General features: G+C 66.0%; 8 protein-coding genes and 3 rRNA genes. 10 read left to right on the forward strand and 1 reads right to left on the reverse strand.

The window, feature by feature from the left end:
- Nucleotides 1-118: 118 nt before the first annotated feature.
- From EDD34_RS04180 to EDD34_RS04220, 9 genes are all read left to right on the forward strand, one after another.
- Nucleotides 119-703: a hypothetical protein gene (locus tag EDD34_RS04180; protein ID WP_123813454.1), complete on the forward strand. Its 585-nt coding sequence runs from the start codon at nucleotides 119-121 to the stop codon at nucleotides 701-703.
- A gap of 79 nt (nucleotides 704-782) precedes the next feature.
- Entirely contained in the window at nucleotides 783-1,787 is a 1,005-nt protein-coding gene (locus EDD34_RS04185) for a sugar phosphate isomerase/epimerase family protein (protein WP_123813455.1), read from the forward strand.
- Nucleotides 1,788-2,404: 617 nt separating this feature from the next.
- Nucleotides 2,405-3,928, forward strand: a 16S ribosomal RNA gene (locus EDD34_RS04190).
- 479 nt (nucleotides 3,929-4,407) lie between these two features.
- Nucleotides 4,408-7,530, forward strand: a 23S ribosomal RNA gene (locus EDD34_RS04195).
- Nucleotides 7,531-7,615: 85 nt separating this feature from the next.
- Nucleotides 7,616-7,732, forward strand: a 5S ribosomal RNA gene (gene rrf, locus EDD34_RS04200).
- Together the 16S, 23S and 5S rRNA genes form the textbook arrangement of a ribosomal RNA operon.
- A gap of 110 nt (nucleotides 7,733-7,842) precedes the next feature.
- Entirely contained in the window at nucleotides 7,843-8,139 is a 297-nt protein-coding gene (gene gatC / locus EDD34_RS04205) for an Asp-tRNA(Asn)/Glu-tRNA(Gln) amidotransferase subunit GatC (RefSeq protein WP_123813456.1), read from the forward strand.
- A gap of 3 nt (nucleotides 8,140-8,142) precedes the next feature.
- The gene (gatA, locus tag EDD34_RS04210) at nucleotides 8,143-9,666 is read left to right on the forward strand and encodes an Asp-tRNA(Asn)/Glu-tRNA(Gln) amidotransferase subunit GatA (protein WP_123813457.1); all 1,524 of its coding nucleotides are present in this window, start codon (nucleotides 8,143-8,145) and stop codon (nucleotides 9,664-9,666) included.
- Nucleotides 9,663-11,174, forward strand: coding sequence for an Asp-tRNA(Asn)/Glu-tRNA(Gln) amidotransferase subunit GatB (gene gatB / locus EDD34_RS04215; RefSeq protein ID WP_123813458.1), 1,512 nt, complete (start codon nucleotides 9,663-9,665; stop codon nucleotides 11,172-11,174). Before gatA ends, gatB begins: the two co-directional genes overlap by 4 nt.
- On the forward strand, nucleotides 11,171-11,755 hold the full coding sequence (locus EDD34_RS04220) for a GNAT family N-acetyltransferase (protein ID WP_123813459.1): 585 nt from the start codon (nucleotides 11,171-11,173) through the stop codon (nucleotides 11,753-11,755). The genes gatB and EDD34_RS04220 overlap by 4 nt, the downstream gene beginning before the upstream one ends.
- Before the next feature lie 12 nt (nucleotides 11,756-11,767).
- Here the strand turns inward: EDD34_RS04220 and EDD34_RS04225 are convergent, their stop codons facing one another.
- Nucleotides 11,768-12,304, reverse strand: a complete 537-nt coding sequence (locus EDD34_RS04225; protein WP_123813460.1) for a DoxX family protein — start codon at nucleotides 12,302-12,304, stop codon at nucleotides 11,768-11,770.
- A 135-nt stretch (nucleotides 12,305-12,439) separates the two neighbouring features.
- Between EDD34_RS04225 and ilvD the strand changes: the two genes are divergently transcribed.
- A complete protein-coding gene (gene ilvD / locus EDD34_RS04230; protein ID WP_123813461.1) occupies nucleotides 12,440-14,302 on the forward strand; it encodes a dihydroxy-acid dehydratase in 1,863 nt (620 codons plus the stop codon).
- Nucleotides 14,303-14,352 lie beyond the last annotated feature (50 nt).

Below are 14,352 nucleotides of genomic sequence, written 5' to 3' on the forward strand. Positions count from 1 at the left end.
AGTTCGGCGGCAGGGCCGGTGTCACCGGCCCAGCCTCGGCACGGGGCGGACGCGCTCCGGTCCCGTGCCGAGGTCCCGTGGGGCCGATCGGCGCCCCTGGAGACGGAGAGGAACGGACATGCAACGTTTCACACGCGCGGTTGCGGCGCTCGCGCTGGGGCTCGGACTCGCCGTCGGGCCCGCCGCCACACTTCCCGTGGCGGCGCACGGCGGCGCGATCGACGTCGAGGTCGGCACGGACGGCGCCGGCGGCGTCTCCGTGGCACTGGTCTGGGCGCGGGACGGCCATCCCGTCGAGGAGTCGGCCGTCGTCGTGGTGCGAGCGGTCTCCGGCGCCGGCGAGGAGGTTGGTCCGGTCACCCTCGCCTCGGCGTCGGAAGGTGTCGGCTGGTACCGGTCGGACCCCGAGCTGCTCGACGAGGGGCACTGGACGGTGACCGCGCGGGTGAAGGAACCGGGAAAGGCGAAGGCGCGGACCGAGCTCGACGTCGCGGCGGCACCGGTCGCCGAACCGTCCGCGCCGGCCACGGACCCGGCCGACGTTCCGCCCGCCGAGGCGGACGGTCCCGGCACGGCCGCGTCCGCTTCGGACGGGGCACGAGCTTCCGGCGTCCTTCCGGGATGGACGGGCTGGGCGGCGGGCGCGCTGGTCGTCGCCGGAGTGGTGACGGCCGTCGTCGTCCTGCGCAGGCGCACGACGTGAGGACCGGCGGGTGCGGTCCGGCGACGCCGGGTCGCCGCACCCTGGAGATGTGCAGGACACGTACGAGGAGGAGAGCACGATGACACGACCGATCACACTGTTCACCGGCCAGTGGGCGGACCTTCCGCTGGAGGAGGTGGCCCGCCTCGCCGCGGGCTGGGGCTACGACGGGCTGGAACTGGCCTGCTGGGGCGACCACCTCGACCCGTGGCGCTGGGACGACGACGCCTATGTGCAGTCCAAGCTGGACCTGCTGGAGAAGCACGGGCTGAAGGTCTGGGCGATCAGCAACCACCTCAAGGGCCAGGCGGTGTGCGACGACCCGATCGACCAGCGGCACCGCGACATCCTCTCCGACCGCGTGTGGGGCGACGGCGATCCCGAGGGTGTGCGGCAGCGCGCGGCCGAGGAGATGAAGTGCACCGCCCGGCTCGCCGCGAAGCTGGGGGTGAAGACGGTCGTCGGGTTCACGGGGTCGTCCATCTGGAAGTACGTGGCGATGTTCCCGCCCGCCTCCACCGACATGATCGACGCCGGCTACCAGGACTTCGCGGACCGCTGGAACCCGATCCTCGACGTGTTCGACGAGGTGGGGGTGCGGTTCGCGCACGAGGTGCACCCGAGCGAGATCGCCTACGACTACTGGACCACCGTCCGGACGCTCGAGGCGATCGGGCACCGGGAGGCGTTCGGCCTCAACTGGGACCCGTCGCACATGGTGTGGCAGGACCTGGACCCGGTCGCGTTCCTGTGGGACTTCCGCGACCGGATCTACCACGTGGACTGCAAGGACACCAAGAAGCGGATGACGAACGGGCGCAACGGCCGCCTGGGTTCGCACCTGCCCTGGGCAGACCCGCGGCGCGGCTGGGACTTCATCTCGACGGGGCACGGGGACGTGCCCTGGGAGGACGCCTTCCGGATGCTCAACACGATCGGCTACGAGGGCCCGATCTCCGTGGAGTGGGAGGACGCCGGCATGGACCGGCTCGTCGGGGCGCCCGAAGCGCTCGAGCTGGTGCGCCGCCTCGCCTTCGACGCTCCCGACGCGGCCTTCGACGCGGCCTTCAGCCGCAAGGAATAGGCGCCGTCACGACGCCGGCCCCGACATTCCGGGGCCGGCAACCCAAAATCGGCGTCGGGATCCGGGAGATCCGGGGTCGTCGGATCACCATGACGGACTCCGGGCACGGCCGGTGCGGTGTCGCCCGTCACAAGGATGGGTCCGGTCGTTGCCACGGGAACCAAAAATGGGCGACCACCTGCGGTGACGTGGTCTGCCGAGGGCTGTCGGCCGCGATTTGGCATGCGCGCCGGGACGTGTGTAATGTTCTCGACGTCAGCCCGACGGGCAGACGGACAGCCAGGAACCACACGGTGAACGGCTGGACGTGCCGGGGCTTGATCATCTCCTCTGAGACATGCGGCATCGTTCCGTCTCAAATGCGGGCTCCAGATCCAGGATCTGGGGATTTGCGAGACGATATCGGTGGTGGTAAGTTTAAGAGGTTGCCCCGGGTTCGGGTCGAGTCAAGTGGCTTGGTTCGGGACGGTGTGCGTCGGTTGTTTGAGAACTCAACAGTGTGCTTGATAGTCAATGCCAATTATTGTCCCCTTGTTGTGGGGGGATGTTTTGGATCGGATCGAGCAGTTCAGCTTGGTCTGGCCAGTATCAGTAAAGCTCTGTGAAGAGTGAAATCTTTTACGGAGAGTTTGATCCTGGCTCAGGACGAACGCTGGCGGCGTGCTTAACACATGCAAGTCGAACGATGAAGCCCAGCTTGCTGGGTGGATTAGTGGCGAACGGGTGAGTAACACGTGAGTAACCTGCCCCCCTCTTCGGGATAAGCCTTGGAAACGGGGTCTAATACCGGATATTCAGTCTCTGCCGCATGGTGGGGGTTGGAAAGATTTATTGGTGGGGGATGGGCTCGCGGCCTATCAGCTTGTTGGTGGGGTGATGGCCTACCAAGGCGTCGACGGGTAGCCGGCCTGAGAGGGCGACCGGCCACACTGGGACTGAGACACGGCCCAGACTCCTACGGGAGGCAGCAGTGGGGAATATTGCACAATGGGCGAAAGCCTGATGCAGCGACGCCGCGTGAGGGATGACGGCCTTCGGGTTGTAAACCTCTTTCGACAAGGAAGAAGCTTTCGGGTGACGGTACTTGTAGAAGAAGCGCCGGCTAACTACGTGCCAGCAGCCGCGGTAATACGTAGGGCGCAAGCGTTGTCCGGAATTATTGGGCGTAAAGAGCTCGTAGGCGGTCTGTCGCGTCTGGTGTGAAAACCCGAGGCTCAACCTCGGGCTGGCATCGGGTACGGGCAGGCTGGAGTGCGGTAGGGGAGACTGGAATTCCTGGTGTAGCGGTGGAATGCGCAGATATCAGGAGGAACACCGATGGCGAAGGCAGGTCTCTGGGCCGTTACTGACGCTGAGGAGCGAAAGCATGGGGAGCGAACAGGATTAGATACCCTGGTAGTCCATGCCGTAAACGTTGGGCACTAGGTGTGGGGCGGGTTCCACTCGTTCTGTGCCGTAGCTAACGCATTAAGTGCCCCGCCTGGGGAGTACGGCCGCAAGGCTAAAACTCAAAGGAATTGACGGGGGCCCGCACAAGCGGCGGAGCATGCGGATTAATTCGATGCAACGCGAAGAACCTTACCAAGGCTTGACATGCACCGGACAGCTGCAGAGATGTGGTTTCCGCAAGGTCGGTGTACAGGTGGTGCATGGTTGTCGTCAGCTCGTGTCGTGAGATGTTGGGTTAAGTCCCGCAACGAGCGCAACCCTTATCCTATGTTGCCAGCGGGTTATGCCGGGGACTCATGGGAGACTGCCGGGGTCAACTCGGAGGAAGGTGGGGATGACGTCAAATCATCATGCCCCTTATGTCTTGGGCTTCACGCATGCTACAATGGCCGGTACAGAGGGTTGCGATATCGTGAGGTGGAGCGAATCCCTAAAAGCCGGTCTCAGTTCGGATCGGGGTCTGCAACTCGGCCCCGTGAAGTCGGAGTCGCTAGTAATCGCAGATCAGCAACGCTGCGGTGAATACGTTCCCGGGCCTTGTACACACCGCCCGTCAAGTCACGAAAGTTGGTAACACCCGAAGCTCACGGCTCAACCCTTCGGGGAGGGAGTGGTCGAAGGTGGGACTGGCGATTGGGACTAAGTCGTAACAAGGTAGCCGTACCGGAAGGTGCGGCTGGATCACCTCCTTTCTAAGGAGCGCAAGGCTCTTGCCCTCGGCTCGCACTTCGTGTGGGTGGGTGAGGGTCCAGGACCCCTGTGGGGGTTCGGGCCATGCCACGGCCGGACGCGTCGTGGGTGGTTGCTCATGGGTGGAACATTGACGAAGGACCTTCCCCGTTCGGGTGGGTCTCGCTAGTACGCCGGCATCTTGGCTCCTTCGGGAGTGGCTCCTTCGGGAGGTGGGTGCGGGTTGGAACGTGGGGTCTGTCGGTGGTGGGGGTCTGCCAAGCACACTGTTGGGTCCTGAGGCAACCGGCCGGCTGGTCGGGTGTTTCTGGGAGGTTCGAGTCATCACCGGGGCGATACCGCCGGGCTGTGGTCTGGTTGGTCGTTGGTGTGTGGTGGGTTCGTTCGTTGCTTGAGAACTGTATAGTGGACGCGAGCATCTCTGGACACATGATTCGTGCGCGCTTGGTGCGTGTGGGGGTTGTGTGTTCTGCGTAGTGTTGTTGAAGTTTTTTAGGGCACAGGGTGGATGCCTTGGCATCAGGAGCCGACGAAGGACGTTGTAGCCTGCGATAAGCCTCGGGGAGCTGGCAGACGAGCTGTGATCCGAGGGTTTCCGAATGGGGGAACCTACCCGAAGTTGTGTTCGGGTACCTGCACTTGAATTCATAGGGTGTAGGGGGGAACGCCGGGAAGTGAAACATCTCAGTACCGGCAGGAAGAGATATTCTGTGAGTAGTGGTGAGCGAAAGCGGATGAGGTTAAACCGTGCGCGTGTCAAGTTGTCAGACGTTGCGTGTGCGGGGTAGTGGGAGCCCCTGGAGAGATCTGACAGTCTCTCGATCAGTGAGAAAGTTGCGCTATAGCCGAACCGGGTTGAATACCGGACCGTAGAGGGTGGGAGTCCCGTAGGTGAAATGGTGTGGCCTGGTGGGGGTTGTCCCGAGTAGCACGGGGCCCGTGAAATCTCGTGTGAATCTGCCAAGACCACTTGGTAAGCCTAAATACTCCCTGATGACCGATAGCGGACCAGTACCGTGAGGGAAAGGTGAAAAGTACCCCGGGAGGGGAGTGAAATAGTACCTGAAACCGTGTGCCTACAATCCGTCAGAGCCTTCCAGTCCTTCGGGGTTGTGCAGGGGTGATGGCGTGCCTTTTGAAGAATGAGCCTGCGAGTTAGTGCTCGGTGGCGAGGTTAACCCGTGTGGGGAAGCCGTAGCGAAAGCGAGTCCGAACAGGGCGTGATAGTCGCCGGGTCTAGACCCGAAGCGGAGTGATCTAGCCATGGGCAGGGTGAAGCGCCGGTAAGACGGTGTGGAGGCCCGAACCCACCAGGGTTGAAAACCTGGGGGATGACCTGTGGTTAGGGGTGAAAGGCCAATCAAACTCCGTGATAGCTGGTTCTCCCCGAAATGCATTTAGGTGCAGCGTCACGTGTGCTTGCTGGAGGTAGAGCTACTGGATGGCCGATGGGCCCGACAAGGTTACTGACGTCAGCCAAACTCCGAATGCCGGTAAGTTGAGCGTGGCAGTGAGACTGCGGGGGATAAGCTCCGTGGGTCGAGAGGGAAACAGCCCAGATCGCCGGCTAAGGCCCCTAAGCGTGTGCTCAGTGGGAAAGGATGTGGAGTTGCTCAGACAACCAGGAGGTTGGCTTAGAAGCAGCCACCCTTGAAAGAGTGCGTAATAGCTCACTGGTCAAGTGATTCCGCGCCGACAATGTAGCGGGGCTCAAGCACACCGCCGAAGCCGTGGCAACCACACATGCACATTACAGCCCTTCAGGGGTTGTCAGTGGTGTGGTTGGGTAGGGGAGCGTCGTGTGGCCGGTGAAGTCCCGGAGTGATCCAGGGGTGGAGGCCACGCGAGTGAGAATGCAGGCATGAGTAGCGAATGACGGGTGTGAATCCCGTCCACCGAATGACCAAGGGTTCCAGGGCCAGGTTTATCCGCCCTGGGTAAGTCGGGACCTAAGGCGAGGCCGACAGGCGTAGTCGATGGACAAGGAGTTGATATTCTCCTACCGGCGAAGAACCGTCCATACCGAGTCCGGTGATACTAACCATCCCAATCCTCCCGCTTCAGTCTTCGGACTGTACAGGGAGAGGCGGCGTGGGACCTGATCCGGTAGTAGGTAAGCGTGTTAACAGGGGTGACGCAGGAAGGTAGCCGCACGTGGCGATGGTAGTCCACGTCCAAGGTTGTAGCCTGCTCCGTAGGTAAATCCGCGGGGCGTCAAGGGTGAGGACTGATGGTGACCACGCAAGTGGGAACGCGGTGATCCTCTGCTGCCAAGAAAAGCCTCGACGCGAGGTTCTAGCCGCCCGTACCCCAAACCGACTCAGGTGGTCAGGTAGAGAATACCAAGGTGATCGAGCGAATCGTGGTCAAGGAACTCGGCAAAATGCCCCCGTAACTTCGGGAGAAGGGGGGCCCGAACCGTGAAGCCCCTTGCGGGCGTGAGCGGGGAAGGCCGCAGAGACCAGGGAGAAGCGACTGTTTACTAAAAACACAGGTCCGTGCGAAGTCGCAAGACGATGTATACGGACTGACGCCTGCCCGGTGCTGGAAGGTTAAGAGGACGAGTCAACCCGTAAGGGTGAAGCTCAGAATTTAAGCCCCAGTAAACGGCGGTGGTAACTATAACCATCCTAAGGTAGCGAAATTCCTTGTCGGGTAAGTTCCGACCTGCACGAATGGCGTAACGACTTCTCCGCTGTCTCGACCGCGAACTCGGCGAAATTGCACTACGAGTAAAGATGCTCGTTACGCGCAGCAGGACGGAAAGACCCCGGGACCTTTACTACAGCTTGGTATTGGTGTTCGGTGCGGTTTGTGTAGGATAGGTGGGAGACTGTGAAACCCGGCCGCCAGGTCGGGTGGAGTCATCGTTGAAATACCACTCTGATCGCTTCGGGCATCTAACCTCGGTCCGTGATCCGGATCAGGGACAGTGCCTGGTGGGTAGTTTAACTGGGGCGGTTGCCTCCTAAAATGTAACGGAGGCGCTCAAAGGTTCCCTCAGCCTGGTTGGCAATCAGGTGTCGAGTGCAAGTGCACAAGGGAGCTTGACTGTGAGACTGACAGGTCGAGCAGGGACGAAAGTCGGAACTAGTGATCCGGCCATGGCTTGTGGAAGCGTGGTCGCTCAACGGATAAAAGGTACCCCGGGGATAACAGGCTGATCTTGCCCAAGAGTCCATATCGACGGCATGGTTTGGCACCTCGATGTCGGCTCGTCGCATCCTGGGGCTGGAGTTGGTCCCAAGGGTTGGGCTGTTCGCCCATTAAAGCGGTACGCGAGCTGGGTTTAGAACGTCGTGAGACAGTTCGGTCCCTATCCGCTGCGCGCGTAGGAGTCTTGAGAAGGGCTGTCCCTAGTACGAGAGGACCGGGACGGACGAACCTCTGGTGTGCCAGTTGTTCCGCCAGGAGCACGGCTGGTTGGCTACGTTCGGAAGGGATAACCGCTGAAAGCATCTAAGCGGGAAGCCTGCTTCAAGATGAAGACTCCACCACCCTCGGGTGGGAAGGCGCCCGACAGACTATCGGGTTGATAGGCCGGAAGTGGAAGACCAGTAATGGTTGCAGCTGACCGGTACTAATCCGCCAACAACCTCAACAACACACACTTCACGTGTATCGCGTCCACTATACGGTTCCCGAGAAACGACCAACCCTTCGAACCTTGGTCAACAACTCGATAACGTTACGGCGGTCATAGCGTAGGGGAAACGCCCGGTCCCATTCCGAACCCGGAAGCTCAGCCCTACAGCGCCGATGGTACTGCCCCCGCCAGGGGGTGGGAGAGTAGGACGCCGCCGGACCCTTCTTCACACGAGGCCCGCACCACACGGTGCGGGCCTCGAACCATTCCCGGGGCAGAATCACGGCACCGGCGAGCATCCCGGACCCGCATCGCCACTAGACTTGCGGCATGTCCACCATCTCCCGAGACGAGGTCGCGCGCGTCGCGGGCCTGGCCCGGATCGACCTGCGTTCCGACGAGGTCGACCGTCTCGCGGGTGAGCTCGACGTCATCGTCGAGTCCATCGCGCGGGTCAGCCAGGTAGCCACCGCCGACGTCCCCGCGACGAGCCATCCGATCCCGCTGACGAACGTCTTCCGCGATGACGTTCCGCAGCAGCCGCTCCCGCAGCAGGATGTCCTGGCGGCGGCCCCGGCGCAGGAGGACGGCCGGTTCCTCGTCCCGCAGATCCTCGGCGAGGAGTAAGAGATGACCAGTGACATCACGCGCCTGAGCGCGTCCGAGCTCGCCGCGGCCATCGCCGACGGCACCGTCTCCAGCGTCGAGGCCACGCGGGCCCACCTGGACCGCATCGCCGAGGTCGACGGCGATCTGAACGCCTTCCTGCACGTCAGCGCCGACGAGGCGCTGACGACCGCGGCCGGCGTCGACTCCCGGCGAGCGTCCGGCGAGGAACTCGGTCCGCTCGCGGGCGTGCCGATCGCCGTCAAGGACGTCGTCGTCACCCAAGGGCTGCCCACGACGGCGGGCTCGAAGATCCTCGAGGGCTGGGTTCCGCCCTACGACGCGACGCTCGTCGAGCGGATCAAGGCGGCCGGCCTGCCGATCCTCGGCAAGACCAACATGGACGAGTTCGCGATGGGTTCCTCCACCGAGCACTCTGCCTACGGCAACACGAAGAACCCGTGGGATCTCGAGCGCATCCCGGGCGGCTCCGGTGGCGGTTCGGCGGCCGCGGTCGCCGGGCTCGAGGCCCCGCTCGCGATCGGCACCGACACCGGCGGTTCGATTCGCCAGCCCGGCGCCGTGACCGGCACGGTCGGGGTCAAGCCCACCTATGGCGGGGTCTCACGCTACGGCCTCATCGCCATGGCCAGCAGCCTGGACCAGGCGGGCCCCGTGACCCGTACGGTCCTGGACGCCGCGCTGCTGCACGAGCTGATCGGCGGTCACGACCCGCGCGACTCCACGTCGATCGCCGAGCCGATCCCGGCGCTCGTCGCCGCGGCCCGCCAGGGCGCCACCGGCGACCTGCGGGGCCTGCGCGTCGGCGTCGTCAAGGAGCTCTCGGGCGAGGGCTACCAGGAGGGCGTGAGCGCCAGGTTCACCGAGTCCCTCGACGCGCTCCGCGCCCTCGGCGCCGAGATCGTCGAGGTCTCCTGCCCGCACTTCGTCTACGCGCTCGATGCGTACTACCTGATCATGCCTGCGGAGGCGTCCAGCAACCTCGCCAAGTTCGACGGCATGCGTTTCGGCCTCCGCGTCGAGCCCGCGGAAGGGCCCGTCACCGCGGAGCGCGTCATGGCGGCGACCCGCGGCGCGGGCTTCGGCGACGAGGTCAAGCGCCGCGTCATCCTCGGCACCTACGCCCTGAGCGCCGGCTACTACGACGCCTACTACGGCAGCGCGCAGAAGGTCCGCACCCTCATCCAGCGCGACTTCGCCGCCGCGTTCGCGCAGGCGGACGTCCTCGTCTCGCCGACGGCGCCCACCACGGCGTTCAAGTTCGGCGAGAAGCTCGACGACCCGCTGGCCATGTACCTCAACGACGTCGCCACGATCCCGGCCAACCTCGCCGGCGTGCCGGGCATGTCCGTGCCGAACGGCCTGTCCGACGGGCTGCCGGTCGGCTTCCAGATCCTCGCCCCGGCGAAGGCCGACGACCGCATGTACCGAGTGGGTGCCGCTCTCGAGGCGGCGCTCGAGAAGACCTGGGGCGGGCCGCTGCTGGCCCAGGCCCCCGAGCTGAAGACCACGGAGCTGACCCGATGACCGCCGCACCGACCGCCGATCTCGTGGCCTACGACGACGCCGTGCGCCGGTACGACCCGGTGCTCGGCATCGAGGTGCACGTCGAGCTCGGCACGAGGACCAAGATGTTCTGCGCGGCCGAGGTCGAGTTCGGCGGCGAGCCGAACACGCAGACCACTCCCGTGTCGCTGGGGCTGCCCGGCGCGCTGCCGGTCGTCAACGGCACCGCCGTCGAGTACGCGATCCGCATCGGTCTCGCGCTCAACTGCCACATCGCGGAGTCCTGCCGGTTCGCCCGGAAGAACTACTTCTACCCGGACGTCCCGAAGAACTTCCAGACCTCCCAGTACGACGAGCCCATCGCCTACGACGGCTGGATCGACATCGAGCTCGAGGACGGCGAGATCTTCCGCGTCGAGATCGAGCGCGCGCACATGGAGGAGGACGCGGGCAAGAACACTCACGTGGGCGGCACCGCGGGCCGCATCCACGGCGCCGAGTACAGCCTCGTCGACTACAACCGCGCGGGGATCCCGCTGGTCGAGATCGTCACCAAGCCGATCGAGGGCGCCGGGGACCGGGCACCGGAGGTGGCGCGTGCCTACGTGCAGACGCTGCGCGACATCTTCCGCGCACTTGGTGTCTCCGAGGCCCGGATGGAGCGCGGCAACGTGCGCGCGGACGTGAACGTCTCCCTGCGCCCCGACCCCACCGCGCCGCTGGGCACCCGGACCGAGACGAAGAACGTCAACTCGTTCCGCTCGGTCGAGCGGACGGTACGGCACGAGATCTCGCGCCAGGCGGCCGTGCTCGACGCGGGCGGCACCGTCGTCCAGGAGACGCGGCACTGGCACGAGGACACCGGCATCACCACGCCGGGGCGCGTCAAGTCCGACGCGGAGGACTACCGCTACTTCCCCGAGCCGGACCTGGTCCCCGTCACGCCGAGCCGGGAGTGGATCGAGGAGATCCGCGCCGGCCTGCCGGAGATGCCCGCGGCGCGCCGTCGTCGGCTCCAGAACGAGTGGGGGTACGCCGACGCCGAGATGCGCGACGTCGTCAACGCCGGCGCCGTCGAGCTGATCGAGGCCACCGTCGCCGGGGGCACCACCCCCGCCGGCGCGCGCAAGTGGTGGATGGGCGAGCTCGCCCGCCGAGCCAAGCAGGACGATGTCGCCCTCGCGACCATGGCCGTCACGCCCGCCCAGATCGCCGAGCTCGAACAGCTCATCGCGGCCGGGACGATCAACGACAAGCTGGCGCGCCAGGTGCTCGACGGCGTGCTCGCCGGTGAGGGCGACCCGGCCGCCGTCGTGCGGTCGCGCGGCCTCGAGGTCGTGTCCGACGACGGTGCGCTGCTGGCCGCCATCGACGAGGCGCTCGCCGCGCAGCCCGACATCGTGGAGAAGGTCCGCGGGGGCAACCAGGGGCCCGTCGGTGCGATCATCGGTGCGGTGATGAAGGCGACGAAGGGGCAGGCGGACGCGAAGCGGGTGCGTGAGCTCGTGCTGGAGCGGATCGCACAGTGACCAGGGGGCCGGTGCTGCACGGCGAGCTGGTCCGCCTGCGGCCGATCGAACCGCGTGACGCCGACCGTCTGTGGGAGGCGGTCCAGGATCCGGAGGGCATGCGCCTGACGGGCACGACGACCACCTTCACGCGCGAGCAGATCGACAAGTGGGCGGCGGTCGTCTCGGACCGCGAGGGCCGGTTCGACTGGGCGATCGTCCCCGCGGCCGTGCGCGACGGCATCCCGGTCAGCGACGAGCTGATCGGCGAGATCGTGCTGAACGACATCGACCCGCGGGCGCGGTCGGCGAACCTGCGGCTGCAGATGCTGCCGAACTACCGCGGCCGCGGGTACGGGCGCGAGGCGATCGAGGAGGTGCTCCGGTTCGCCTTCGTCGGCGTCCCGGAGCACCCCGGGCCCCGGTTGCACCGGGTGGGACTGGACGTGCTGAGCATCAATCCGCGCGCCAAGGCCCTGTACGCGTCGCTCGGCTTCCGCGAGGAAGGGCGGCTGCGCGACGTCTACCCCGACGGCGACGGCTGGTCCGACGCGTACGTGATGAGCCTCTTGGAGGACGAGTACTCGGATACCGCCGGCTGACCAGGGTCCGCCTCAGCGGAGCCAGGCGCGCCCGCTCACGACGCCCGACGCCGCCCACGCGCGGCCGAGGCCCCACACGTCACCGGCGCGCGTGACCGCGAGGGTGATGACGAGGGCCGCGTAGATGACGTGGGTGTCGACGAGCGGGTTGTTCGAGCCCGGCGCGAACGTCCAGGCCGAGAGCCACAGCATCGTCATGAGGAGCGTGCCCGACACCGCGGCCACCCGCAGGCCGATGCCGAGCAGCAGCGCGACGCCGGTGCCCAACATCCCGGCGATGAACAGGACGTCGGAGACGGGTCCCGCGATCGCGCCGAAGAACCCGGCGAGCGGACCCTCGACATGGCCCAGGTAGCCGGCCGTGGGCGAGGATCCCGTGGTGAGCCACGCGGAGTCCGGTGACGTGGCATAACCGAGCCCGAAAGACTTGTCGAGCGCGGGCCAGAGGAACACGAACCCGAGGAGGATGCGGCACAGGGCGAGCATGCGGGCGGCGGCTGAGCCGGCAGCGGTCGCAGGGGCAGTGGGTGCTGTCTTGGTGGAGGTCATGCGCCGAATCGTGAGGGGCCGCAGGGTCCATGCGGCAGTCTGCAAATCGTTTACATTACGAAACTCTTACGAGCAGGGTGTCCGTACTGTGACCCGCATAGGTCACGTGTCGGACAGTCGGACTATCGTGCCTGCATGAGTCGCCCGCTGCGGTCCCGCACCTCCACCCACGGCCGGAACATGGCCGGTGCCCGCGCCCTGTGGCGCGCCACCGGCATGGGTTCGGAGGACTTCGGCAAGCCGATCATCGCGATCGCGAACTCGTACACGCAGTTCGTCCCGGGCCACGTGCACCTCAAGGACATGGGCGATCTCGTGGCGGGCGCCGTGCGCGAGGCCGGGGGCGTGGCCAAGGAGTTCAACACGATCGCCGTCGACGACGGCATCGCGATGGGCCACGGCGGCATGCTCTACTCGCTCCCGAGCCGCGACCTCATCGCCGACTCGGTGGAGTACATGGTCAACGCGCACACCGCCGACGCGCTGGTGTGCATCTCCAACTGCGACAAGATCACGCCGGGCATGCTCAACGCCGCGCTGCGGCTGAACATCCCGGCGATCTTCGTCTCGGGCGGGCCGATGGAGGCCGGCAAGGCGATCGTGGCCGACGGCGTCGCCAGGACGCCCCTCAACCTCATCAACGCGATCAACTACTCGGCCGACGAGAACGTGGACGACGCGTCGCTCGGCATGGTCGAGGAGAACGCCTGCCCGACGTGCGGCTCGTGCTCGGGCATGTTCACCGCGAACTCGATGAACTGCCTCACCGAAGCGCTCGGGCTGTCCCTGCCCGGCAACGGCTCCACGCTGGCCACGCACGCCGCGCGCAAGGAGCTCTTCCTGAACGCGGGCCGCACCATCGTGGACCTGACGCGCCGCTTCTACGACGACGAGGACGACACCGCCGCGCCGCGCGGGATCGCGACGAAGGACGCGTTCGTGAACGCCATGGCGCTCGACGTCGCGATGGGCGGCTCCACGAACACGGTGCTGCACATCCTCGCCGCCGCGCAGGAGGCCGAGGTCGACTTCACGCTCGCCGACATCGAGGACCTCAGCCGCCGGGTGCCCTGCCTGAGCAAGGTGGCGCCGAACCACCCGAGCTTCCACATGGAGGACGTGCACCGGGCGGGCGGTATCCCCGCGCTGCTGGGTGAGCTGGACCGGGCCGGCCTGCTGGCCCGCGAGGTCACCACCGTGCACACCCCCACGATGAGCGAGTGGCTCGACGACTGGGACATCCGCGGCGGCAAGGCGACCGACGAGGCGATCGAGCTGTTCCACGCCGCGCCGGGTGGCGTACGCACCACGCAGGCGTTCTCGACGTCGAACCGCTGGGAGACGCTCGACACGGACGCCGCCGAGGGCTGCATCCGCGACCTCGAGCACGCGTACACCGTCGAGGGCGGGCTCGCCGTGCTGCGCGGCAACATCGCCGAGGACGGCGCCGTGTTCAAGACCGCGGGCGTCGACCCCGACGTGTTCCGGTTCCGCGGGCGCGCGCTGGTGTGCGAGTCGCAGGACGAGGCCGTCGAGAAGATCCTGACCAAGCAGGTCGAGCCGGGCCACGTCGTCGTGGTGCGGTACGAGGGGCCGGCCGGGGGGCCGGGCATGCAGGAGATGCTGTACCCGACGTCGTTCATCAAGGGCCGGGGACTCGGCAAGCAGGTCGCGCTCATCACCGACGGACGGTTCTCGGGCGGCTCCAGCGGGATCTCCGTGGGGCACGTCTCTCCGGAGGCCGCCGCCGGCGGCACGATCGGGCTGGTCGAGGACGGCGACGAGATCTCGATCGACGTCGAGGCGCGATCCATCGAACTGCACGTGCCCGACGAGGTCCTCGCGGAGCGCCGCCTGAAGATGGAGACGTCCGAGCGCCCCTGGCAGCCCGCCGCGCGCGACCGGTACGTGTCGCCCGCGCTGCGCGCCTACGCCGCGCTCGCCACCAGCGCGGACAAGGGCGCGGTACGAGACCTGTCGCGGCTCCCCGCGCGCTGAGCGGGCGAACGCCTCCGCGGTAAATCCCGGGACTCGCGGCGCGGGTCCCG

It is taken from the genome of Myceligenerans xiligouense (assembly GCF_003814695.1).
Classification (GTDB): Bacteria; Actinomycetota; Actinomycetes; order Actinomycetales; family Cellulomonadaceae; genus Myceligenerans; species Myceligenerans xiligouense.

Bases quoted from the DNA above. Each gene is read 5' to 3' on its own strand.
- EDD34_RS04180 (WP_123813454.1), top strand. From the start codon at position 119: ATGCAACGTTTCACACGCGCGGTTGCGGCGCTCGCGCTGGGGCTCGGA.
- EDD34_RS04185 (WP_123813455.1), top strand. From the start codon at position 783: ATGACACGACCGATCACACTGTTCACCGGCCAGTGGGCGGACCTTCCG.
- gatC (WP_123813456.1), top strand. From the start codon at position 7,843: ATGTCCACCATCTCCCGAGACGAGGTCGCGCGCGTCGCGGGCCTGGCC.
- gatA (WP_123813457.1), top strand. From the start codon at position 8,143: ATGACCAGTGACATCACGCGCCTGAGCGCGTCCGAGCTCGCCGCGGCC.
- gatB (WP_123813458.1), top strand. From the start codon at position 9,663: ATGACCGCCGCACCGACCGCCGATCTCGTGGCCTACGACGACGCCGTG.
- EDD34_RS04225 (WP_123813460.1), bottom strand. From the start codon at position 12,304: ATGACCTCCACCAAGACAGCACCCACTGCCCCTGCGACCGCTGCCGGC.
- ilvD (WP_123813461.1), top strand. From the start codon at position 12,440: ATGAGTCGCCCGCTGCGGTCCCGCACCTCCACCCACGGCCGGAACATG.